At 41.9% G+C, this 22,976-nt stretch carries 19 protein-coding genes and 2 tRNA genes; 9 read left to right on the forward strand and 12 right to left on the reverse strand.

From position 1 onward, the window contains the following. Nucleotide 1 precedes the first annotated feature (1 nt). Together AAEY80_RS10800 and AAEY80_RS10805 are read right to left on the reverse strand one after the other, a co-directional pair. Nucleotides 2-77 (reverse strand) — tRNA-Gln (locus AAEY80_RS10800). 165 nt (nucleotides 78-242) lie between these two features. Then, nucleotides 243-318: transfer RNA gene (locus tag AAEY80_RS10805), tRNA-Gln, on the reverse strand. 301 nt (nucleotides 319-619) lie between these two features. Here AAEY80_RS10805 and AAEY80_RS10810 point away from each other — a divergent pair. Further along, nucleotides 620-1,525 (forward strand): hypothetical protein, encoded by a 906-nt coding sequence (locus AAEY80_RS10810; RefSeq protein ID WP_025651872.1) that lies wholly within the window; start codon nucleotides 620-622, stop codon nucleotides 1,523-1,525. A gap of 11 nt (nucleotides 1,526-1,536) precedes the next feature. On the opposite strand, the gene ispE is transcribed toward AAEY80_RS10810, so the two are convergent. From ispE to AAEY80_RS10825, 3 genes are all read right to left on the reverse strand, one after another. After that, nucleotides 1,537-2,481, reverse strand: coding sequence for a 4-(cytidine 5'-diphospho)-2-C-methyl-D-erythritol kinase (ispE, locus tag AAEY80_RS10815; RefSeq protein ID WP_227689017.1), 945 nt, complete (start codon nucleotides 2,479-2,481; stop codon nucleotides 1,537-1,539). A 50-nt stretch (nucleotides 2,482-2,531) separates the two neighbouring features. Beyond that, nucleotides 2,532-3,176 (reverse strand): lipoprotein insertase outer membrane protein LolB, encoded by a 645-nt coding sequence (lolB, locus tag AAEY80_RS10820; protein ID WP_201634139.1) that lies wholly within the window; start codon nucleotides 3,174-3,176, stop codon nucleotides 2,532-2,534. 179 nt (nucleotides 3,177-3,355) lie between these two features. Then, a complete protein-coding gene (locus AAEY80_RS10825; RefSeq protein ID WP_227689019.1) occupies nucleotides 3,356-5,197 on the reverse strand; it encodes a tetratricopeptide repeat protein in 1,842 nt (613 codons plus the stop codon). Nucleotides 5,198-5,730: 533 nt separating this feature from the next. On the opposite strand from AAEY80_RS10825, the gene hemA reads away from it, so the two are divergent. The 4 genes from hemA to AAEY80_RS10845 all read left to right on the forward strand — a co-directional run bounded on the left by hemA (nucleotide 5,731) and on the right by AAEY80_RS10845 (nucleotide 9,794). Beyond that, nucleotides 5,731-7,128, forward strand: a complete 1,398-nt coding sequence (gene hemA / locus AAEY80_RS10830; protein ID WP_025651876.1) for a glutamyl-tRNA reductase — start codon at nucleotides 5,731-5,733, stop codon at nucleotides 7,126-7,128. Nucleotides 7,129-7,458: 330 nt separating this feature from the next. Further along, nucleotides 7,459-8,595 (forward strand): aminotransferase class V-fold PLP-dependent enzyme, encoded by a 1,137-nt coding sequence (locus tag AAEY80_RS10835; RefSeq protein WP_201634145.1) that lies wholly within the window; start codon nucleotides 7,459-7,461, stop codon nucleotides 8,593-8,595. Nucleotides 8,596-8,837: 242 nt separating this feature from the next. After that, on the forward strand, nucleotides 8,838-9,275 hold the full coding sequence (locus AAEY80_RS10840) for a YeeE/YedE family protein (protein ID WP_201582473.1): 438 nt from the start codon (nucleotides 8,838-8,840) through the stop codon (nucleotides 9,273-9,275). Nucleotides 9,276-9,374: 99 nt separating this feature from the next. After that, on the forward strand, nucleotides 9,375-9,794 hold the full coding sequence (locus tag AAEY80_RS10845) for a DUF6691 family protein (protein ID WP_025651879.1): 420 nt from the start codon (nucleotides 9,375-9,377) through the stop codon (nucleotides 9,792-9,794). Nucleotides 9,795-10,052: 258 nt separating this feature from the next. Here the strand turns inward: AAEY80_RS10845 and AAEY80_RS10850 are convergent, their stop codons facing one another. Beyond that, the gene (locus AAEY80_RS10850; protein WP_201582472.1) at nucleotides 10,053-11,717 is read right to left on the reverse strand and encodes an AMP-binding protein; all 1,665 of its coding nucleotides are present in this window, start codon (nucleotides 11,715-11,717) and stop codon (nucleotides 10,053-10,055) included. Nucleotides 11,718-12,053: 336 nt separating this feature from the next. On the opposite strand from AAEY80_RS10850, the gene AAEY80_RS10855 reads away from it, so the two are divergent. From AAEY80_RS10855 to AAEY80_RS10870, 4 genes are all read left to right on the forward strand, one after another. After that, nucleotides 12,054-14,189, forward strand: coding sequence for an FAD-dependent oxidoreductase (locus AAEY80_RS10855; protein ID WP_350588291.1), 2,136 nt, complete (start codon nucleotides 12,054-12,056; stop codon nucleotides 14,187-14,189). Between the two features lie 177 nt (nucleotides 14,190-14,366). Continuing rightward, nucleotides 14,367-15,944 (forward strand): ATP-dependent nuclease, encoded by a 1,578-nt coding sequence (locus AAEY80_RS10860; protein ID WP_350588293.1) that lies wholly within the window; start codon nucleotides 14,367-14,369, stop codon nucleotides 15,942-15,944. Further along, complete coding sequence (locus AAEY80_RS10865; protein ID WP_350588295.1) at nucleotides 15,929-16,981, forward strand: DEAD/DEAH box helicase; 1,053 nt, start codon at nucleotides 15,929-15,931, stop codon at nucleotides 16,979-16,981. The genes AAEY80_RS10860 and AAEY80_RS10865 overlap by 16 nt, the downstream gene beginning before the upstream one ends. A 305-nt stretch (nucleotides 16,982-17,286) precedes the next feature. After that, complete coding sequence (locus AAEY80_RS10870; protein WP_101211663.1) at nucleotides 17,287-18,489, forward strand: serine hydrolase domain-containing protein; 1,203 nt, start codon at nucleotides 17,287-17,289, stop codon at nucleotides 18,487-18,489. A gap of 72 nt (nucleotides 18,490-18,561) precedes the next feature. On the opposite strand, the gene AAEY80_RS10875 is transcribed toward AAEY80_RS10870, so the two are convergent. The 6 genes from AAEY80_RS10875 to AAEY80_RS10900 all read right to left on the reverse strand — a co-directional run bounded on the left by AAEY80_RS10875 (nucleotide 18,562) and on the right by AAEY80_RS10900 (nucleotide 22,805). Further along, the gene (locus AAEY80_RS10875) at nucleotides 18,562-19,230 is read right to left on the reverse strand and encodes a tetratricopeptide repeat protein (protein ID WP_350588313.1); all 669 of its coding nucleotides are present in this window, start codon (nucleotides 19,228-19,230) and stop codon (nucleotides 18,562-18,564) included. A gap of 160 nt (nucleotides 19,231-19,390) precedes the next feature. Continuing rightward, on the reverse strand, nucleotides 19,391-19,960 hold the full coding sequence (locus AAEY80_RS10880) for a peptidase associated/transthyretin-like domain-containing protein (protein ID WP_201567566.1): 570 nt from the start codon (nucleotides 19,958-19,960) through the stop codon (nucleotides 19,391-19,393). Continuing rightward, nucleotides 19,947-20,477 (reverse strand): peptidase associated/transthyretin-like domain-containing protein, encoded by a 531-nt coding sequence (locus tag AAEY80_RS10885; RefSeq protein ID WP_101211660.1) that lies wholly within the window; start codon nucleotides 20,475-20,477, stop codon nucleotides 19,947-19,949. The genes AAEY80_RS10880 and AAEY80_RS10885 overlap by 14 nt, the downstream gene beginning before the upstream one ends. A 171-nt stretch (nucleotides 20,478-20,648) precedes the next feature. Then, complete coding sequence (locus tag AAEY80_RS10890; protein ID WP_025651888.1) at nucleotides 20,649-21,194, reverse strand: peptidase associated/transthyretin-like domain-containing protein; 546 nt, start codon at nucleotides 21,192-21,194, stop codon at nucleotides 20,649-20,651. A gap of 11 nt (nucleotides 21,195-21,205) precedes the next feature. Next, a complete protein-coding gene (locus AAEY80_RS10895; RefSeq protein ID WP_025651889.1) occupies nucleotides 21,206-21,676 on the reverse strand; it encodes a hypothetical protein in 471 nt (156 codons plus the stop codon). Further along, nucleotides 21,657-22,805 (reverse strand): PAAR domain-containing protein, encoded by a 1,149-nt coding sequence (locus AAEY80_RS10900; RefSeq protein ID WP_101211659.1) that lies wholly within the window; start codon nucleotides 22,803-22,805, stop codon nucleotides 21,657-21,659. The genes AAEY80_RS10895 and AAEY80_RS10900 overlap by 20 nt, the downstream gene beginning before the upstream one ends. Nucleotides 22,806-22,976: the final 171 nt, after the last annotated feature.

Here is a 22,976-nt window from a genome sequence, read left to right on the forward strand (position 1 = left end):
ATGGCAGGGGTAGCTGGACTCGAACCAACGGATGTCAGGATCAAAACCTGATGCCTTACCAACTTGGCTATACCCCTGTAATGTACTAGGCAGTACGAGCGCTGAATACTAATAAAAAATTAGACTAGCGTCGTTACCTATTAACCGTCTAAGACGGCGTTCCCTAACGGTGTTCATTGCGAACTATACCGAAATAGGAAAGGTGTTGTCAATTGCTATAAAACAGCAATCCGAACTAAAAATGGCAGGGGTAGCTGGACTCGAACCAACGGATGTCAGGATCAAAACCTGATGCCTTACCAACTTGGCTATACCCCTATTGAGGCGACCTATTATAAGTAGATTTTCAGATTTTGCAAGTCATTTGCGGCTTTTTATGGCTTTTATTCGTAATGGGATGGTTTTGATAGGTGAATGGCAGAAATCGACCATAAGAATTGACGAGTTAATGACATTTTATTGTAGGATTGCATAGGTGAGCTTAGATAGGGTTTGTCTAGAGCAACATTTTTTAAAATATAAAAAAATTCTTTATACTTAATGTCTACAGTTCTTTAAATTACATACAATAGAAGTCAAATAATTATATTTATATAAATAGCCAATAAGGGATAGTTTCTTGGGTATAAAACAGTGGTTCGTTAAACCAACGCCTAAGCAGTTTTTTTATACAAGTTTAGTTTACGCGATAGTATTTCCAGTGATAGGTGTTTTTATCGCTGACTCTATGGTTTCAGCCTATATGCTTTTCTTTTTAATTTTATCTGCTCTAGTAACGCGAACCTACCTTAAGCCTGTTATTTCGAGTAATGGGTATAATGTTATTACCGGTATCATACCATTTATTATAATTATTACATTTCTCTTTAACTCAAGTATATCTTTTACAAAAATTGCTGAAGATAAAACTAAGCTAGAACAAGTGAGTGGGGTTATTCCAGATGAGCCATTTAACCGTCGAGTAGGTAAGAACACGTCATCATCATTACTAATTAGGGATACAAGGCTACATTGTAAATATTATGACCGTGATAGTTGTAGTCAAGCCTATGGTTATTCTGGACAAACCGCGAATATTCTCTATCAGCCAGGTACCTGGATTGGTAATGTCGTATATGAAATCAGTGTTGATGGCAAGAAGCTATACAGATACGAAGATCAGCTTGCTTATTTTAGGGCAGAGCAGCGTACAGATCGTCGTCAATGGTTTTTAACGTTCCTACTATTTGGTTTTCCTAGTTACTGGTTCTACAAACATGATAAGCGGCTTAGAAAAGCCACGCCTAAAAGGTCTATTGAAGAAGAGCAAACGCTAAAGAAATCTCAAGAATTAGCCGCTAATGAAGCGGGTTGCGCTGGTGCAATTGGAATTATTCTATTTTTGACGGTAGCCATTTGTGCTGCTTTGGCTGGCATAATTCACTTTGCCATTCATAAATTTGGTCTATCAGTGCTATATCTTGGTTTAGCTGGAATATGTTGGTATGTACTGGTTATATTATCGAAACCAAGCTCTGAATTGTAAAAAATGACTAGCTACAAACTCCTAACTACATACCCTTCACAAGGCGCACATTTAATCCACTTTGCCAAGAGTGCCTTATCACTAGCAACATTCACATCTAACGGCAAAAATACCGCACTACCAGAGCCAGTCATTCGTGCTGTTCCTAGTGCTTGCTCTTCTAAACGTTGCAAATACTGAAGCGCTTCATCGACAGCAGGGGCAAGGCTGATAACCACGGGCGTAAAGACATTTTGGTAAGGCGCATTTAAATGTTGATCATAGTCATTAGACTGATTTTTAATCGTCTCAATTGACAGTGGCGTAATATCGCGCTGTAATTCAGGATGGGCGAACAGTTTGGCGGTATTCACATGCGCGTTTGGTGTTAGCACTAAATACTGCTGCTCAGGCAAATCAATCGCTGTCAGCTCCTCGCCAATACCCATCGCAATCGCATCTTGCCCAAAGATAAATATGGGTACGTCCGCACCCACTTTTGCACCGATTTCTATAAGCTCCTCACACGTTAAATTCAGCTGCCAAATCTCATTTAATGTTAGTAGAGTTGTCGCGGCATTGGACGAACCACCACCCAAGCCTGCACCCATCGGCAAATGCTTATCTAGAGTAATTTGCACTGACGCTAGTTGCTTAGGTAGTTTGGTTGATTCTATGGCAAACGCTAGCAATGCGCGTGCGGCTTTAAAAATGAGATTGTCTTCAATGCTGACCGTTATTGCGTCTGCGCCAGTCAATATCAGTAGCTGATGACAAAGCTTATCCGCATCTAGCGTATTGTCTACCGTAAAAATCGTCGTCTTATTCATGACTGAGAAATGGAGATAATCGCCCCAATCGAGCAAGCGAAAAACGGTTTGTAAATTATGATAGCCATCAGTACGCTTACCAGTAATGTGCAAAAACAGATTGATTTTTGCTGGGGATAAGCGAGTGATGGTCGTTTTAGCGCTCATATTATTTTGCATCGCCATTTGATTTATGAATGTCTCAATATTTCAATGCTTTAACGATTCTGATGGTCAATCGTCATGACGACTTTATTGCCTTGTGATTGTACGGCGCTGATTTTGTTTGGCAGTTTATCATTGCCTTTATACGTAAAGCTGGCTTGCCATTCACCGTTCACTGAACTGATTAAACGATTTTGATTGTCAAGAGTGGGTGCGCTGTCTGAAGGCGCTGGGCGACCAGATATCCAGTAGGGCATTTGGGATATCGGCGCTTGCCAGCCCGTGGCTTTTTTGAGCAAGGTTTCAGGATCAGCAGCAGTTAAGGTTCCGGTCTTTTCACTGACTAAGGTCGCTGATTGACCATTATATTCGATGTTGGTTTTGCCAATGCCTAGCGCGCCAATCAACTCAATCGCAAAGCGGTCGCTTTGTTGTCCCCACGCGTAAAAAGCACTGCCGCCTTGGGCACCGTTAGCATCATTAGCAGGTGTCGTAACGCCAATTTTACCAGTGATATTGAAGCTCTCAAGTTTTTGTGGCTGCTGGACGCTTTGTCCCTGTACGGTACTACTAGGCTGGTTTGTGCCACTGTTAGCTTTTAACGATTGACAGCCAGTCGTCACCAAAATGGCTGCTGTCAAAGCCGTCAATAGACCCAGTTTATTGGCTTGAAAAGGGATTGTTTGTAATACTGACATGATACTTCCTCAAAATTAACAAAGATAATAGCTTAAGCTGAATTTGTTACCCATTTATACGCCGCTGTTAGCTTCTTATAAGTGCCTTGTAGCTTTGATAACTTGTGCTTGAATGACTGGCGTAATGGTATAACTGATTATTTATACAAAATATTGATTGAAGATAATCCAAACCGCTGTTAATACAGCTGTATGCGGTCATTAACATTGTGTTGCCCAAACGAGAAGCGCTGCTGTAGGTCGGTGAGTAAGGCGTCGACTTTGTCATTATCGCCCAGACCTTGATAAGCACGCAGCAACAGCGTTCCTGAGCGTAGAGTCGGTAAGACGTCGTAAGGGGTTTGTAGATAGTCAATCACTTGGCGATAGTCTTCATTGGCCAAGGCATTACTTGCTAGTACGTTGAGCGCTTGCAGATGCAGCTCGTTATCGTAACGCGGATCATCGTAGCGGATTTGGATAATCGCTGTCGCTAGCGCCAAGCCTTGCGCAGAGCTACGCTCGTTGGCCAGCAATAGCTGAGCGTAACTGAGCTGATAAGAGAGGTTGTTAGGATCGAGCGCTTGCAAGTGATTGAGCAAGGTGCGTTTGACCACGTAGTCGTCTTTATCATCTAACAGCTGAGCACGGGCAAACAGTAGCATCTCACTATTAGGATATTTGCGCGCCGCTCGCGTCAACAAACGCAGCGCTTCATCTGGCTCATTCTGCTGCCACAAAATATCGGCTTGCAGCACATAAGTATCAGGGGCAAAGACGCTGAATTCTTTGCGTAGTTTTTCTAAGGTGGCGATGGCGGCGTCTACGTCATCGTTAAGCAATTCAAAACCCACGACTTTTTTACGCGCCTCTAGCACCAAGTCTTCTTGCATGACGCCATTCAGATAGTACTTGGCTTGCTCAAAGCGTTGTTGGCGCTCGGCACTGATACCAAGGTAATAATAAGCTTGGTCAAGGTAAGCGGGGCTTTTTGCTAACATATTGAGTAGCCGATCGGCACTAGAATATTCTTCGATGTCTAAGCTGACCAATGCGGCCAATAAGGTAATCTCAGCATCATCACTAAAGCGATTGTGCGCCGCTAGTAATAGCTGCCACGCTTGCTCGCTTTGTTTCAGATCCAATAAGTAGCGAATCTCATATAGGTATAAGTTTTTGCTGTCGGGGTTACGCAGGCGCGCTTGGCTGACATAGTTAATCACCGTCTCTGGCGCTTCTATTTTGCGCAATATATCGGCTTTTAGGGTAATAAAAGGCACATAGTCAGGCTGACGCTCCAGCGCGCGATTGATATGGACGATGGCGATCTCAGGTTCGTTGAATTGGTAAAGCAAGCCTGCTTTTAACACCGACAACGAGGCATTTTGTTCACTATCCAGTGGCTGTAGGGCGGCGAGTAATTCACGCTTGTCATCATCAGTGTTGGGATAAATGCCGATAAGAATTTCGCTTAAGTCTGCCCTAGGGTCATAACGCAAGATACGATTTAAGGTCTCACCCGCCAACAGATAGTCGTGCGCACGCAAGGCCAAATGCGCCACGTAAAACCATGCTGGTACATGATCGGGGTTTTGGTCTTGCCACGTTTTGGCAAACTGCAAGGAGTCCTCGATACCTTCATTACGCAAAGATAAGCTAAGCGCGCGCTCAAACACTGCGGTCGCATCTTCTTTAAAGGATTGCTGCTTATAAATCGTCACAGCACGGCGTGTATCGTTGCGATCAGCAGCAAATTCTGCGTCCAAAAGCGCATATAAGCTTGGTTCTGTCAGCGTCGGTTGTGCGGCAATCGTCGGTGCTAAGCTATTTACATTTGCTACGCTGGTTACGGTCGTTGTTGACTCATTCTGTGTTGGCTCATTGGCAAATGTATTATCGACATCATAATCCTTGATAGACCATTCGCGATTAGCCGCATCTGTATTCATCATTGCGGCTGAAGGCTGGTTTACTGAGGATTGACTGTTATGAATATCAGATGGGTCGAGCGGATTGGCCTGAGTGGGTGAGGCTAGGCACAAACAAATGGCCAACGATAATGTTAGCTTATAACGTTGGCATAGACGTTCAATAATGACGTGTAATAAAGCGCGAAGGCTAGATTGATCGTTATGCACAAGTTGTGATCGAAATGATGACTCAAAAAAAATCATAAATAGCCGTATACACCTATTGTTTACCCATTCATAAGGCAATTTTATCGTGTTGATTTTAAAACAGACATCGGTAGCCAGTACCCATGACCAACATTATAAGATTAGATTGAGGGGATAAACAATAGCGCCCGTGTTACTCAAATAATCGTCTTAAAAGTTTATGAGGTAGTTGATTTGTTACTCATGCGCCCAGATACAGTCAACCAGATACAAGCAAATAGTCATCACAGGTGGGCGAGTATTAAATAAAGCTGGCAATAATGATATAATAAGCGATTTTAGGTTTTCCTTTAAGCGCTGTCTGCTAAAAACTGCCTTTTAACTTACAAAAACTGCTTCTGGCAAACGATACGCATGCTTGACTGGCAGGTGAACGTTATATTTATGGTCTATCAATAATGAGATTAGTGGTCATTGGGGTCAATCACAAAACCGCACCAGTCGCTCTACGAGAGCGCTTGGCGCTCGTGGGCGAAGACGTGACTATTGCCCTTGAGCAATTAGAGGCCTTTACTGATGGCAGCGTGATCGTCTCCACCTGCAACCGCACTGAGATTTATGCCATCGTGCCGCAGACCTTGTTTGTGCCAGCACAGCCAAATGTCGATGATGCCAAGTTATCCTCTTCTGGCAGTGACTCTAGTGGTAAGCCTAACAATATGGCGCTCAACAATACTGTCTCCTCAGCGGCCGTCAGCGCCCATATCATGAAGATTAAAACTTGGCTGGCTAACTTTAAGCAATTGTCGCTTGCAGAGATTGACCCTTATCTTTATGTGCACCGTGATACTCATGCGCTGACTCATTGGCTGCGCGTCGCTGCCGGGCTGGACTCTATGATATTGGGCGAACCGCAGATACTCGGTCAAATTAAGCGCTCTGTACATCTGGCGCAAGATCAAAAAGCCTTGAGCAATCAGCTAGGCTGGATTGTCGATCAGGTGTTTGCTGCTGCCAAACGGGTACGTAATGAGACCAAGGTTGGCGCTCAAGCAGTATCGCTTAGCTTCGCTGCTGCCAAGCTGGTCACGCAGATTTTTGATGACTTGCCCAATCGTACTCTGTTGGTGGTCGCCGCTGGTGAAATGAATCGTCTAGTCGCCACTCATATTGCCGGACTTGGGGTAGGGCGGGTGATTATTTGTAACCGCAATCCTGAGCGTGCTGAGGCTCTAGCGGCTGAACTGCGCAAGCCTGGACGACGTGTGGAAGTCAGAGCTTTACAAGAGTTGCCGCAAGTGTTGGCGGAAGCCGATATTGTGAGTAGTTGTAGTGGTAGTATGGATTTATTGATTGATAAAACCATGACGTTGCAAGCGCTGAAACGTCGCCGTTATCAGCCAATGCTGATGATAGACTTGGCGGTGCCACGTGATATCGATTCGACCGTGAGCCGTATCGATGATGTGTATCTGTATTCTGTCGATGACTTGCAACATGTCATCGCGGGCAATATTGAACAGCGTCGGCAAGCAGCAGTAGATGCGGAGCTGCTCGTTAGTCAATTGGTCGTTGAAATGGATCGACGCTTTCAAGTGCGCCAAGTCGGCAAAGACATTCAGCAGTATCGCGAGCGTACCCACGACCAAGTGGATAAATTGCTCAATGAATCCATTGCTAAGCTGAACGCTGAAGGTGCTAGCCCTGAAGATATCATCACCGAGCTGTCGAGACGCTTAACTCAAACCTTGACCCATGCGCCATCCAAGCTGATGCGCAAAGCGGCGCGCGAAGGGGACAGTGAATTGTTAGATTTCGTTGTCTCAGGGCTAAAAGATACCAATCGTCGACGTTGATGAGCGCCGCATTTACCAATAAACAGTCAACAGTGCAAGTCATATCATTGCCTAGACGTATCGTTGTCAACCCTCGGTATCAGTGCTAATATCAAGCTCTCATTAATTAAATGGTTTGGATTAAGATACCGTACTGGTGTTCGCTAAGCGTGTGGCTATGAATATATTGGCTTAGTGTTTATAGGCTTTATCAATATTCATTTTTAGCCTATTTAGTCGCTTTCTGGTTTCTTATCCGGTATTAATACCTAGGCTTTATCCATATTTGGATATGGCTGTACTGAGACTTAAGCGCCATCAAATTATCTAACCATAAACTAGGAGCGTTCCATGACTGCATTACGTCAAGATATTGATCCAAATGGCCTATTAGAATATTCAGTGGTTTACACTGACCGCGCCCTTAACCATATGTCCAAGGTCTTTCAACAAGTAATGAACGACTTATCTAGTGAGCTAAAGTCAGTCTATAACGCCGATGCCGTTGCTATCGTGCCGGGTTCTGGCACTTATGGGATGGAAGCTGTCGCGCGTCAATTGGCAAAGGATGAAGATTGTCTGATTATCCGTAATGGCTGGTTTAGCTATCGTTGGACGCAAATCTTAGAAAAAGGCAACATTGCTAAGTCATCGAAGGTATTAACCGCTGATCGTACGGAAGATACGGAAGCGCCAAAGCCATTTGCACCAGTCGATATCGACGTCGCTGTAGCAAAAATCAAAGAACAAAAACCCGCCATCGTCTTTGCTCCGCACGTCGAAACCTCAGCTGGCATCATTTTACCAGATGACTATATCAAAGCATTGGGCGAAGCCGTCCATAGCGTTGGTGGCTTATTGGTCATCGATTGCATCGCATCAGGTTGTGTATGGCTCGATATGAAAGCCTTGGGCATTGACGTGCTTATCAGCGCGCCACAAAAAGGCTGGAGCAGCACCCCTTGTGCCGGTCTTGTCATGCTTAGCGACGCTGCCGTCAAAAAAGTCGAGAGCACAGAATCTGATAGCTTTAGTCTCGATCTTAAGCAATGGTTAAACATCATGCGCGCCTATGAAAATGGTGGTCATGCTTACCATGCAACGATGCCAACCGATGGCCTGCGTCAGTTCCGCGATACTATTAATGAGGCCAAAGAAGTTGGCTTCGACAAACTGTCTGAGGCGCAGTGGGAGCTTGGCAACCGTATTCGTAAAGTACTAGAAGACAAAGGCGTCGAAAGCGTTGCGGCAAAAGGTTTTGAAGCGCCAGGCGTTGTGGTAGCTTACACTGAGCGTGATGACATGCATAAAGGTAGTGCCTTTGCTGAGGCGGGCTTGCAAATCGCTGCTGGCGTACCGCTAAAAGTTGGCGAGCCAGAAAATTTTAAAACCTTCCGTTTGGGTCTATTCGGTTTAGATAAATTGACAGACGTTGATGGTGCGGTACAACGCTTTGAAAGCGCGCTTGATAAAGTATTGGCGAAATAGTACCTATCCAAAAAATATGATTAGCTGCGTAAAACTTACTTAGCCTACTTGGTGTAGTGCTTACGCTTGTTTTACTTACTACTCAAATTTTTGCAAAAGGTATGTTCAACTTAAAAATACTGAGCCTTTATAACAATAGGTTCAGTATTTTTTTTACCTTTTTATTATATTTTATAATATAATGTTTTTTTATAAAATGATTTTAAAGTTATTTTGGATGAAAATAAGCTTAGGTAAATATTATGAGCATACAAGTAGACTGGCAAGCATTTACACCGATATCTTCAGTAGGTGGCTTAATGTTGGGAGTGGCGACTGTCATCCTGCTGTTAGGCATTGGCCGTATTGCCGGCATCAGTGGTATTTTTTCAAGCCTCTTAAAGCCCAAGCGCGTCGAGATGTGGCAAGTGCTTTTTATATTTGGTCTCATCGTCTCACCATTGCTATATCAGCTGGCAAGACCACTACCTGATGTCGAAATCAGCACCTCTTTACCCTTATTAATCGGCGCAGGATTGCTGGTCGGCTTCGGTACGCGTTTGGGCTCAGGCTGTACCAGCGGTCATGGAATCTGCGGTAATGCACGCCTGTCACCACGCTCGATGGTAGCAACAGTAACCTTTATGCTCTTTGGTGTTATGACGGTTTATCTTGGTCGTCATATTTTGGGCATGATTTAAGTAGCGATATAGGCGGCACGTTGCTCAGGCGGCGTTAATACTATTTATAAAAGCTGCTTATAACAGCTTGGATTAACATATTAAGTGCGAGACACAATAATGCTAAAAAATATAATTGGATTACTGGCTGGGCTATTATTTGGCTTGGGGCTGCTGATATCAGGCATGACTGATCCTGTGAAAGTCCAAGGATTCTTGGACGTTTTTGGTGCATGGGATATTTCTCTAGCACTGGTGATGGGTGGCGGATTGATAGTGGCAATGGTCGGCGTGCAATTGGCTAAGCGCCAAAAGAATAGCTGGATTGGCACCTTAATCGAGATGCCAACTAAAACTGATATTAATAAGAAGTTGCTAGTCGGGGCGATGCTCTTTGGTATCGGCTGGGGCTTGGTGGGTATTTGCCCAGGACCGGGTATCGTGCTACTTGGGACAGGACAATGGCAGGCCTATGTCTTTATCCCAGCGATGATCGTCGGCATGCTAGTTTATCAATGGCTTGAACCTAAGCTTGATTAGTCGTTTGGTTATAGTCAGTCCTAAATAAAATCAGTACCAGTATTATAACGCGCTACTGATATTAATTTTCCTTGCTTGCTGTGCCTATGCAGACAGAGGCTGCGCAAAATTAATACCAGTAGCTCTGTGTTCATGTTATGGCGGACCGCCTATAATAATAAGTTTTATGTTTTTAATTAAAGAAAAGAGGGTCAGCCTAATGATTAGACTGACCCTTTTTTATGCACGTTGCTCAAAGCGCAAGTTTCTCAAAAGCTATTATTTAGTACTGGCCGTGACTTTAGGCGTTTCATGTGCCAATGATTTGGCGGCTTGACGCAGCTCAAACTTCTGTACTTTACCCGTGCTGGTTTTTGGAATTTCTGCAAACACGATATATTTAGGGACTTTAAAACCCGCCAAATGCTGTTTGCAATGCTCCATGACGGTATCGCGCTGTAAGGTGCTGCCTTCATGAATTTCGATAAAGGCGACGGGTACTTCGCCCCATTTATCATGCGGCGCGGCGACGACGGCACAGCTTTGGATTTCAGGCATTTTATATAAAACGTTTTCGACTTCGATGCTAGAGATGTTCTCACCGCCTGAGATAATGATATCTTTAAGCCTGTCCATGATTTTGATGTAGCCATCAGGATATTTGATGCCCAAATCACCGGTGCGGAACCAACCGTCGGCAAGGGCTTCTTCGGTGGCTTTACGACTTTTTAGATAACCTTTCATCACCATATTACCGCGCAGTGCCAGCTCGCCCATCTCTTCGCCATCAGCAGCAACGGATTCAGTGGTGCCTTGTTTAAAGACCTCAAATCCAGTCATCAAATGTGACGTGACCCCTTGACGTGATTTCTTTTGCGCACGGGCCGCGACATCAAGCGTATCCCATTCTTCTTGTTCTGCACAGACGGTGACCGGCCCATAAACCTCAGTAAGACCATAAACATGGGAGATATGAAAGCCCATTGCTTCCATAGCGGCAAGCATAGTTTCAGACGGCGGCGCACCAGCGACCCAGCCATGCACTTCATGGTTAATCGCTTCTTTATATTCAGGTTTGCCGCCAGCAATCATATTATGTACCACAGGCGCTGAACAATAATGGCTGACTTTATGCTTAGCAATTAGCTGCAAAATTAAATCAGCTTCAATCTTACGCAAGCAGACATTGACCCCAGCACGCTCAGCGATCGTCCATGGGAAACACCAGCCATTACAATGAAATAACGGCAACGTCCATAAATAAATAGGATGCTTGGGCATATCCCAATCTAAGATATTGGAGAGGGCATTCAGTGTCGCACCACGATGATGGTAAACCACACCTTTGGGTTTGCCAGTTGTGCCAGAGGTATAATTGAGGGCAATGGCATCCCATTCGTCTAATGGTTTTTCCCAATTGTCTAAACTGTCGGAGCTGGCAAGTAGCTCGTCATAAGTCATTTGCCCAAAATGCTCGGTATCGACAGCAGCATCGGTTGCATGAATGATGATGAGGTTGGGAAACGCTTCATCAATAATTTCAGCGTGCTCAGCAAATTCGCTGTCCAAAATCAGCACTTTGGCTTCTGAGTGTTGCAGACAAAAGGTAAGCGCATTGATATCGAGACGGGTGTTTAAGGTACAAAGTACGCCGCCTGACATGGGTACACCAAATGCACATTCGACCATCGCTGGGGTGTTCGGCATCATGACTGCGACGGTATCGTTTTTATCAATACCGAGTTTACGCAGGCCGTCAGCCAGTTGCCGACAACGATCGTAAGTCTGTTGCCATGTCTGCGTGAGGTCATTGTGCTCTAGGTCATCATAGATAATCGCAGTTTTGTCAGGATAAACCTGCGCGCTGCGAATAATAAAATCTATAGGAGTAAGCGGTTGGTAGTTGGCAGCATTTTTGCCCAGACCCGTATGAAAGTCAGTCATGTTGATAATCCTTTATCGTCGTTCTAGTATGCAGTGAGGCAATATGTATTGAAACTACTGTAGCAGTAACTGTTAAGTATAGACAGTCACAAGCAAAAATTTAGCGGGTTTTGTGGCGTTTTTTTAACCATTTACCAGCAAGATCCTTTCTAAAAGAAGTCACTTATTTCTAAAAGATGTCACTTAGCGCTGTTATTAGCTTAGTGTTCACTGATCAGTCGTTTGTCTGCATAGCTGATAATAATGGCGGTGTGTTACGATAGCGGTAACGCTAAATCCCATAGCATCACTATTCTCACGAAACACTCCCAGCAAATTATTCATAAGGAAAATGATATGACCGCCAGCCGCACTGCCAATACGATTGACACCGCCAGCACCAACGAACACTATCCGCATTTATTTGAGCCGTTAGATTTGGGCTTTACCACGCTTAAAAACCGCATGGTTATGGGCTCGATGCACACAGGGCTTGAAGACCGTTTTTATAATTACGGTAAGCTGGCAGCATACTTCGCAGAGCGTGCCAAAGGCGGCGTGGCGATGATGATTACGGGTGGTATTGCGCCCAATCGCGAAGGCTGGTTGTCGCCTGTTGGTGGCACGATGAACAGTAAAGCTGACGTGATTAATCATCAGCGTGTCACTCGTGCAGCGCATAAACATGACAGCAAAATCATTATGCAAATCTTGCACAGTGGTCGTTATGGCTATCAGCCATTTGTGGTGTCATCAAGCCCGATTAAGTCACCAATCTCGCCATTTAAACCCCGTAAGATGAGCATCAAAAACATCGAGCAAACGGTCGAAGACTATGCTCGCTCTGCAAAATTGGCTAAGCAGGCGGGTTATGATGGTGTTGAAATCATGGGCTCAGAAGGATATTTGCTGAATCAGTTTTTATCGCGTCATGTCAATAAACGAACGGACGAGTATGGCGGTGACATTCAAAATCGTATGAAATTCGCTGTTGATATCGTCAAAGCAGTACGCGCGGCGACTGGTGAAGATTTTATTATCCTGTTTCGTTTGTCAGTCATTGATTTGGTCAAAGACGGCAACGTCATGGATGAAGTTATCATCGTTGCCAAGGCGCTAGAAGAAGCGGGTGTAACCATCATGAATACGGGTATCGGCTGGCATGAAGCCCGTGTACCGACTATCGTAACCAGCGTACCGCGTGCCGCTTTTGTGGACTTTACCGCTGAAATTAAAAAGCATATCACTATTCCGATGATGGCGGCCAACCGTATTAACATGCCCGATACGGCTGAAGAGATTGTCGCCAGTGGTCAGGCGGACATGATTCAAATGGCGCGTCCATTTTTAGCCGATGCCCATTGGGTCAACAAAGCCAAAAATGGTCAATCCGATCGCATTAATACTTGTATCGCTTGTAACCAAGCTTGCCTCGACCATACTTTTGCCAATAAACGCTCGACGTGTCTGGTCAACCCCCAAGCCTGCTACGAGACTGAATTGGTCTATAAGAAAACTAAAAAACCTAAAAAGGTCGCCGTCATCGGTGGCGGTGTCGCGGGCATGTCAGCGGCGCACGTTGCCGCTTTGCGCGGTCATGATGTGACTTTGTTTGAAGCAAAAGACATCTTAGGCGGGCAATTTAACTACGCCAAAGTCATCCCTGGTAAAGAAGAGTTCTTTGAAACCATTCGCTACTATATCAATGAGCTTGAGCACTTAGGCGTGGAGATTAAGCTCAATACCAAAGTCGATAAAGCCATGTTAGAAAAAGCCAAGTTTCATCATGTCATCGTTGCCACTGGTGTTGTTCCTAGAAGCTTAGCAGGTAAACTCGAAGGAGCAGACCTACCGCAAGTGATGAGCTATGCTGAATTGCTCTCTGGCGAGAAATCAGTTGGTGATACCGTTGCCGTCATCGGTGCGGGTGGTATTGGTTTTGATGTTAGTGAATATCTGACCGCTAAGCATGGTCAGCCGCTTGATGAGCTAGGTCCTGAGCTGCTAAAAGACCCAAGCTATCGTCCAAAAGCACAATCGATTAGCGAATGGCGTGAAGAATGGGGCGTAACTTCTGATACCGATTACCAAACTGAGGGTGGTCTGATTAAGCCTGAAGCCATCAAGCCTATTCGCCAAGTCTATCTGATGCAGCGCACCAAAGGCCGCTTAGGCGCAGGTCTCAATAAAACCTCAGGCTGGGTACATCGCGCACACGTTAAATCACACGGTGTCATCCAAGTATCAGGTGCGCAGTATGACAAAATCACCAATGAAGGTGTTTGGATTACCAATAACCAAGGTCAAACTCAGTTGCTCCGTGTCGATAGCGTCGTGGTCTGTGCCGGTCAAGAGTCTGTCGTTGAGTTAATGCCAAATGTCGGTGATGCACCGGACGCACAATATCATCTTATCGGTGGTGCCAAGCTTGCTGCTGAACTGGATGCCAAACGCGCGATTCGTGATGGTGCTGAGGTTGCGGCAGCGATTTAAGGTTTTAACAGTTTAGGTTAGATATAAAAGCGGTAAGGTGGATTATCTTGCCGTTTTTTTTGGCTTGGAATTTTACTATTAGTATGTAAAGTAATTTTGAGGTAGCGTAACCAATCAAATGTCTGTAAAGTTAATAGTTTTATTAGATTAATATGAATAACTATAAGGGGGTTAAATTTGCAGTATATTAAGAAAATAAAGCTTGAAAATTTTAAAAGATTCAAATCGTTAGAAGTAAACTTTGATCAAGGTATCAATACTATTATTGGTGATAATGAATCAGGGAAAAGCTCAATAATCCAAGCAATTGATTTAGTTGCAAAAGGAAGTCGTAGTAGAGTTGAGACAATTGGTATTGAGTCTTTATTTACAAAAGAAGTCTGTACTGACTTTATACAGCTTGCTCAAAAATCTATCAGTGATTTACCTGAAATACATGTTGAAATTTTTCTCAATGAAGACTCGAAGTCTGAATTAACAGGCAAACATAACTCTGATAATATAAATACAGCAGGGCTTCACTTAGTTATAAAACCCAGTGATGATTTGTCTAAAGAGATAACACAGTTATTAGTACAAAATCCTTCTTGTTTTCCTTTCGAATTCTATATAGTTAGTTTTTTTACTTTCAGTGGTGAGTCTTATTCAGGTTACAGCCGTTTTCTCTCAACACTAACGATTGATAATTCACAGATTAGCAGTGAATATGCCAACAAAGAGTACACAAAGACTGTTTATTATTCAACTGTCAACGATGTTCAGCGTGTTCAATTAAAAAATGAGTATAGACAGCATAAAGAAAGTTTTTCAGCAAATCATTTAACAAGTATAAATAGCACTATGGTTGGCAGCTACGACTTTGCTATACGTTCAAGTTCCAAATCAAACTTAGAGACGGATATAGGTTTAATGGAAGATAGCATCCCAATTGATGAAAGAGGTAAGGGTCAGCAATGCTTTATCAAAACTGAGTTCGTTTTATCACAAAGTTCGAATAGGAATATAGATGTACTACTGCTTGAAGAACCTGAAAATCATTTAAGCCATACTAATATGAAGCGATTAGTATCAAGAATTTCGGATTCTGAACAAAATCAGATTATCATCGCTACTCATAATAGTCTAATTAGTAGTAGGTTGAATTTAAGAAACTCAATTCTATTAAATAGTACAGGTATAAGTATTGCTACACTTAAAAACCTTTCGATTGATACCGCTAAGTTTTTCATGAAAGCACCTGACAATAATATTTTAGAGTTCATTTTGTCTACTAAAGTTATTTTAGTAGAAGGTGATGCAGAGTATATGCTATTTGATAATTTATATCATAATCAAAGTCGCAACCTTGAAGATGATGCTATTCATATTATCTCAGTAGACGGATTGAGTTTTAAAAGGTACTTGGATTTAGCAAAAATATTAAATATAAGGGTTGCTGTTATTCGTGATAATGATGGAGATGCTCAAAAAAATTGTATCGATAATTATTCGGAATATCCTCAAAGTAATATAAAAGTGTTTTACGATTCAGACGATACATCACGTACGACTTTTGAAATATGTGTTTATAAGGATAATAAAATTTTTTGTGACAATCTATTTAATAACGGCAGTATTCAGAAACTACCGTTGGATTACATGTTAGATAATAAAGCTGAAGCTGCCTATAGAATTTCTGAAAAATGTGATTCTGATCAAGTCTTTTTAAAAGTGCCTGACTATATAGAGAGGGCAATAGTATGGATAAACGAGTAATTCTAGCCGTTGCAGGTTCAGGAAAGTCCAGTACCATTATAGATAAGCTCGACGAAAATATAAGAGCTTTAATTGTCACGTATACAGATCTGAATACTAAACAGCTTAAACAGCGAATTATAAATAAGTTTGGCTATATACCAAATGGTATTAAAGTTTACTCATACTTCTCATTTATATATGTTTTTTGTTTTAGACCTATTTGTGGTTACGAGCTAAAAACCAAAGGTTTAGTATTCCTGAATTCTCTTCCACAACACATACAGCGTAGTCAAAAAAAAAGTCGTTTACATTGGATGAATGGTCATAATCGCCTCTATTCGAATAGAGTAGCTAAGCTTTTAATTGAGGCTGGTGCAATCGATGAAGTTATTGCAAGAATAGATAAATATTTTGACCTAATCTGCTTTGATGAAGTACAAGACTTTGCTTCAAACGATTTCAATTTTATTTGTAAGCTAGTCAATTCAACAAAGGAAATACTATTAGTCGGTGATTTTTATCAACATACCTTCGATACAAGTCGAGATGGACAAACTAGAAAAAGCTTACACGATGACTATCAAAAATATTGCAAGGAACTAATCAAAGCAGGTTTTGAGATTGATGAAAGTGCGCTTTCTAAAAGTTATAGATGTAGCCCAACTATTTGTAACTTTATATACCAAAAATTAGGAATTTCATTTGATTCACATAGAACTGATGAAGTTGATGTAGAGTTTATAGATGATAGGGTTGACATTGATAAAATTGCTACTGATAACTCAATAGTTAAACTATTTTATCAAAGTAGTAATAAGTACATTGGAAATACTGCTAATTGGGGTGCAGTAAAAGGTGCAGATCAGTACAACGACGTATGTGTTATCTTAAATACTAAGACATGTAAAGCATATCATAATAATGAATTACATAAGTTAAATGCCCAAACGCTAAATAAATTATATGTTGCATGCTCAAGACCGAGAGGGAATTTATACTTTATTGATGAGAAGCAACTAAAAGCATTTAAGTATTTAAGTATTTATAAATATTAACTTTTGTCCAACTCTTTATGGTTTTTATCTAATAGTAGTCGCCTTACGATGCGGTTTAGCCCTGACTGTAGTGGTTATCCTGCTCGTTTGGGCGAGTTGCGATGGCTAGGTTTTGATGTGGTGTCGAGGCAACAGTAACGACTCAAACCGTGCCAACGCCTCGCCCAGATGAGTAGATATGAGCGGAGGGCAGGGAGTAGCTCCAAACTCAAAAAACCACCTCCCAAAACTCCCTATTCATGCTAAATTAAACCCTATCAACGATAGTCGTACCTATCAACCACGCCATAAAAAAGGATTTTATAATGGTAGTGTTAAAGACCCTGTTTAAATGGATCGTTTTGCCTATTGTAGCGCTACTCATTATTATCAGCTTGGGCTTAGTAGTGACCGGTAATGCTTATATCTTCCGTGGCTTACAGCTCACTTATCTGAAAGGTGAAAATACCGCCAATATCGATGATTATATCGATTTTGATAACCGTACTATCCGCGCAAAAGATACTATTGAATGGGACAAAGATGCTAACTTTGGGCAAGTCAAACTTACGCCTACCTTGAAAAATGCTTTGGATACTGACGAAACCGTTGCCTTTGCCATTATCAAAGATGGCAAGCTGCTGTACGAAAATTATTGGCAAGGTTACAGTGCCGACTCGCATACCAACAGCTTCTCGATGGCAAAAACCGTCACCACCATGCTGTATCTCAAAGCCGTGGAAGATGGCTATATATCAAGCGTTGATGAGCCAATTACCAAGTGGCTACCTGAATATGCGGATAACAAGTATGCGCAAAATTGTACCCTCGCAGATTTCTCAGCGATGACTTCGGGCTATGATTGGACGGAAGATTATTACTTTCCTATCAATCCTACAGCCGAATCGTATTATGGTCATGATTTAGTTAAGCAAATGGTCAATCGTGACTTTGTTGAGCCTTGTGTTGACCAGTTTGAATACTCGTCCGGCGATACGCAAATGCTTGGCATAGCTTTGTCGCGTGCTTTAGAGCCGCATGGCTATACCATCTCTAGTTATCTAGAAGAGAAGTTTTGGCAACCACTCGGTATGCAAGGCGACGCTTATTGGTCGCTTGATGGCTCAGAGAGCATCGAAAAAGTATATTGCTGTCTCAATGCCAGCGCTTTAGATTTTGCCAAATTTGGGCAGCTATTATTAAACGGTGGCGAGTGGCAAGGCGAGCAGCTACTCAGTAAAGAACATGTTAAGTTTATGATTACGCCCAATGCCGCAGCATTTGCAGACGGGCAAGCGCAAGTTTACGGTCATTCGGTGTGGACGGATATGGACAGTCCGATTCCGTTTTATGCCATGCTGGGTCATTTAGGTCAGAGAGTATTAGTGCTGCCCGAAGAGAACGTGATTATCGTCAGACTTGGCAAGCAGAAAGGTTTGCCCACACCAATAGAGGGATTTCATTTGGAGCCAGATTTGGGTCAATATGTTACTGAGGTTAAAGTGATTTTAGATGGTTTGGCGGAGTGATGGGGTTGTTGGATGTTTCATCAATTAGTGGTTGTATGAGCTAACAACAACTGGCTCATACAGCCGTCATTATCATTGGCTCATTTTTTCAATATCACCTAATGTGAGACCAGTTTCTTGGGTGCTATAAATAACGATACTTTCATCGTCGATTTTACCATTCATAACCAACCTACCGATACGATTACTGGCTTCTTGATTGCCTTGATCCGCGGCTTTTTTGTACCATTCAAATGCTTCATCATAGTCTTGTGGAACGCCGTAACCATTCTCGTAGAGACCACCAACATTAAGCTGTGCCATATCTGAATCTTGAGCGGCAGCTTTTCTGTACCAACCCAATGCTTTGGTGTAGCTTTGCGGCACGCCTCTACCAAAATAGTACATCGTACCAATATTTCCTTGAGCATCGACAGAAGCACTACTAGGATCTATATTATTAGCTGATAACAAATACCACTTCATGGCCTTTTTATAGTTTTGATCAATACCTTTTCCACTTTCGTACATAATAGCTAGGTCGGTTTGAGCGTGAGAATATCCTTGTATAGCAGCTCGCTGAACCCACTCAAATGCTTTGTGATAATCTTGATCTACACCAATACCTTCGTGATACATAATGCCTATATGATGTTGAGCAGGTGCATAGCCTTGAGTAGCAGCTTCTTGAAACAGTTTAAAAGCTTTGTCATCATCTTCAGGAACTGAGTCGCCCTCGTAGTAGGCTAGCCAAGTTTGTATATCTCGGTAGGGGTGCTTTGATTAGATAATACAGATATGCTTGATGATTCCGCTGAGCAAGCAGAAGCTAACAAACCACTGAATAGTATTGTAGCCAGTAATAAAGGCTGAATTAAAGGCGTGATTTTCCTTTGATACATTAAAACCTCGTTAGAAAATGCTATTGAACAGGCTGATTTGGACTCACCTGCTCATACTTTTTACCTTCTGTTACAGGTATGCAGTCGACCTCTCTTTGAGATTGAGTCGGCTTGCAGTATGGCATGCTATCTATATATTCAAATACGGTTCCGTAGCGATGTATACCAGCAGGTAAGGGTTTTAAATAAATGTCTCCCAGATCAATTGTCACGGGAGTCTTTGAGTCATTACCCTTAAATTGTGCCATACCATCAATTGCAAACAGACGTCGTTGATAGCCTTGCGTATCAATCATGACACTGGCATCTTTAGCTATAGCTTTAAAATAATCTGCGCCCATCTCATCTGTATCTATCTTTTGCATAGTAGGCAGCTCAAAGCGACCTGTGTCATCAGAGGTGCTTTGAATGTTGTCTGTTAAGTAAACCTTAACATTACTAATGGGCTGGTCAGTTTGCCTGTCAATGAGCTTACCCTTTATAGAAGGCGTCACATAAAGCACTTCAGGCTCTTGTGCAGTACAAGAAGTAGTTACCAAAGCTGTCAGACAAACGATACTAAATAAGCTGACTTTATTAAGCATCTTCATGGTTTACTCCATCTGGTATTGGAATGCAATTTACCTCTTTTTGCGACTCATTAGATTGGCAGTAAGGCATGTCTTCTATGTACTGTTCATATTTATAACTGCTTTCTATTCCTACATTGTTCGGTAACGGTTCTAGATACAATTCACCCATATGAATATATTCAGGCACTTCAGAAATGCTTACTATCTTTACTCTTTGAATACCGAAGTTCGAGTAGGTTTTGCCCTCATAGTTTTTCTTGTTAATCGAAATATCCATCTCACTCAATTCTGCGCTATCAGAGACATCATCACTAGTTGTAATTGCAGGAAGCCTGAAATAACCGTTTTCATCGGTTTGCGTGTAAGTGTTACCTGTATATAAAACATTAGCTTTAGTAATAGGTTGATTAGTATATTTATCTAGTACTTGGCCAGTAATAATAGGCGTTAGATAGTGCGTAGTAGTAGGTTCTGCCTGACAAGAAGTTAATGAAGCTGATAATAAACATAGTCCAGATAATAATTGTATTTTCATACCTAACCTCTACTTACTAATGGGACAACTTTAATCATTGATAACCATAAATCAATGATTCCGCTGAACAAGCAGAAGCTAACAAACCACTGAATAGTATTTTAGCCAGTAATAAAGGCTGAATTAAAGGCGTGATTTTCCTTTGATACATTAAAACCTCGTTAGAAAATGCTATTGAACAGGCTGATTTGGACTCACCTGCTCATACGTTTTACCTTCTGTTACAGGTATGCAGTCGACTTCTCTTTGAGATTGAGTAGGCTTACAATAACCTACAGTCAAGTATTCAGTTTTATACTCAGCTTCTTTACCAGCTGGTACTGGCATCAGGTAAATTTTTCCCATATTGACATATCTTTTTTGACCATCGGCGCTAGTCGTGAAAGCTAATCCTCCATTCGTATATGACTTATATTCATAGCCTTCTTTAAATATTGCAAGACTCGCACCTCGCCTAGACCTACTCTCCTGATAACTTGGTTCGTTGAAAGTATATTCAACTGTAGTAAATGGAACAGTAAATCGACCTTGTTTATCAGTGTAGTCAAGAGCTTGACGATTGATCACAGTTTTGACACCTTCAATAGGCTGATTGGTTTGCTTATCAATGACCTGACCCGTGATCTGCGGAGCAACGTAGACTAGTTTTTTCTGACAACCCAACGTACTGATTGTTAAAAAAAGTAATATTGAGAGATATGAGGTTTTAATATACAAGTGAAGCCTGCTTATCTTATAGGATATTCAAATCTTTCAATAAATCTTAATCTATATCTTTCCTTATCATCCATTCCACCTATTACTACTGTGTATTTGTCGTTAGTCAAATTTGCATATTCGCTTTTTTTCAATCCTAGTAAATCATCATTCATACAGATACTTTCGCCCTCTTCTAATTTATAGTATTTTTGAGAGTTTGGCGATGCTTGCCAAATTTTTTTATTAGATAATGGGTCGTTTCCAAGTACTACATCCACATAAGATAAGTTTATAAACTTTAAATCATCATATTTCTTGGTTGATGTTAAGTATGCGGTTTCAAATTTTGGTAAAAAACACAGGCCTTTTTCATCGGTATTTACTAAACCAATAGCTCCACCAATCGGTGGTCTATGAGAAGGGTTACTTTCGCAGGCAACTAAAGAAAATAGCGCCGCTATAAGGGTTAATGACTGAATTTTACGGTAGTAAATTTGCATTTGAAGAGTCCTTTATGAAATTTGAGAGTATGCTTTTATAAATATCTTGATTTGTTCTATAAAGCATACCTGATTGACTCACAATTCTATCGATATCAGTATCATGAAAGTAAGAATAATAATCCGCAATAATATCGCCTTGCTGTTCCATATTATAATCGCTCAATGTCTTAGAATTTTCTAACACGTAGTTATAAGGATCACACCCATTCAATTTACACCACGGGTGTAATAGAGCGCCTTTTATCATCACAGAATAGCCCAACTGATGCTGCCAGACATGTACCATCTCATGTATGAATAGATGTCTTAAGCCTGCATCTTGAGGTACTAAATTTGAAAAATCATCTCTATACAAGCCTTTAGGAAAATAAATCTCGCCATTTGGCGTCATTACCGTATCGTCGTTCTGTAATCCAAAAGGTAAGAATTCATCGTTATGAATATAGACATCAGTATAATCAATTGAATTAGCAAAAACTAAACTTGCCATACTGATTTCGCCTGATGTTAAAGCTCGCTTAGTTTGTATTCCAAACTGCTTAGCCGTGTTATCAGGTATAGGCGTTAGAGTATGTGCAAAAATTTTAAAGTCCGACGTACTATTACCTATACTGGGTATTTTTATTTTTATTTGTTCAGCTTGTGACAACTCAATTTTTTCAGTATTTCCATTTTCATCTGTTTTGCCACTTATTGATCCTTGAGCATGCTCAATAATATATTCTAGTGATTTTAGTGGCTGTTTCGTTAATTCATCAATAAGCTGAATAACATCATTATATGTGTCATTACCCATTATCTTATCGAAATACTCTTTAGCCTCTCGCCTTATTACCTCAGCCTGCTCAACTCCCATCACATCAAATCCTGACTCTGCAAATGACTGCTGACTAGCAATCAGTTTAGCGCCGCAGCTGGTGACATCGCCGCCACGTGCGATGGGTGCGCCATCGACGATAAAAGAAGCATCGCCACTAAGAATAGTGGTCACCTTTTTGCATTTCTTGCAGATGACTTTATCGCCTTTACGCGAGACTGGGATACCGTTATGAGTAGTATGCGGTGAGCCGGAGATGACCGTCCCACCATGAGAGGTCTTTGCGCCAACGGTGATATAGGCTGCCATAGTGCTACCTTGCTTAAATGCCCAAAGTTTAGATTCTCATTGAATCTATTATTTGCCTGACATTATAGAGGGCTACAGCGTTAAATATCAAACTTAAGTTTAACTAAAGGTAGGATTTATATAGTGAGATTAGCCTGCGCAAATTATAAAAGCGTTAGAATGATTGACGGT

Source organism: Psychrobacter sp. 78a-MNA-CIBAN-0178 (genome assembly GCF_040309625.1).
Taxonomy (GTDB): Bacteria; Pseudomonadota; Gammaproteobacteria; order Pseudomonadales; family Moraxellaceae; genus Psychrobacter; species Psychrobacter okhotskensis.

Coding starts and splice junctions, on each gene's coding strand:
- ispE (WP_227689017.1), bottom strand. CDS start 2,481: ATGAGCGCTAAAACGACCATCACTCGCTTATCCCCAGCAAAAATCAAT.
- lolB (WP_201634139.1), bottom strand. CDS start 3,176: ATGTCAGTATTACAAACAATCCCTTTTCAAGCCAATAAACTGGGTCTA.
- hemA (WP_025651876.1), top strand. CDS start 5,731: ATGAGATTAGTGGTCATTGGGGTCAATCACAAAACCGCACCAGTCGCT.
- AAEY80_RS10835 (WP_201634145.1), top strand. CDS start 7,459: ATGACTGCATTACGTCAAGATATTGATCCAAATGGCCTATTAGAATAT.
- AAEY80_RS10840 (WP_201582473.1), top strand. CDS start 8,838: ATGAGCATACAAGTAGACTGGCAAGCATTTACACCGATATCTTCAGTA.
- AAEY80_RS10845 (WP_025651879.1), top strand. CDS start 9,375: ATGCTAAAAAATATAATTGGATTACTGGCTGGGCTATTATTTGGCTTG.
- AAEY80_RS10850 (WP_201582472.1), bottom strand. CDS start 11,717: ATGACTGACTTTCATACGGGTCTGGGCAAAAATGCTGCCAACTACCAA.
- AAEY80_RS10855 (WP_350588291.1), top strand. CDS start 12,054: ATGACCGCCAGCCGCACTGCCAATACGATTGACACCGCCAGCACCAAC.
- AAEY80_RS10865 (WP_350588295.1), top strand. CDS start 15,929: ATGGATAAACGAGTAATTCTAGCCGTTGCAGGTTCAGGAAAGTCCAGT.
- AAEY80_RS10870 (WP_101211663.1), top strand. CDS start 17,287: ATGGTAGTGTTAAAGACCCTGTTTAAATGGATCGTTTTGCCTATTGTA.
- AAEY80_RS10880 (WP_201567566.1), bottom strand. CDS start 19,960: ATGAAGATGCTTAATAAAGTCAGCTTATTTAGTATCGTTTGTCTGACA.
- AAEY80_RS10885 (WP_101211660.1), bottom strand. CDS start 20,477: ATGAAAATACAATTATTATCTGGACTATGTTTATTATCAGCTTCATTA.
- AAEY80_RS10895 (WP_025651889.1), bottom strand. CDS start 21,676: ATGCAAATTTACTACCGTAAAATTCAGTCATTAACCCTTATAGCGGCG.
- AAEY80_RS10900 (WP_101211659.1), bottom strand. CDS start 22,805: ATGGCAGCCTATATCACCGTTGGCGCAAAGACCTCTCATGGTGGGACG.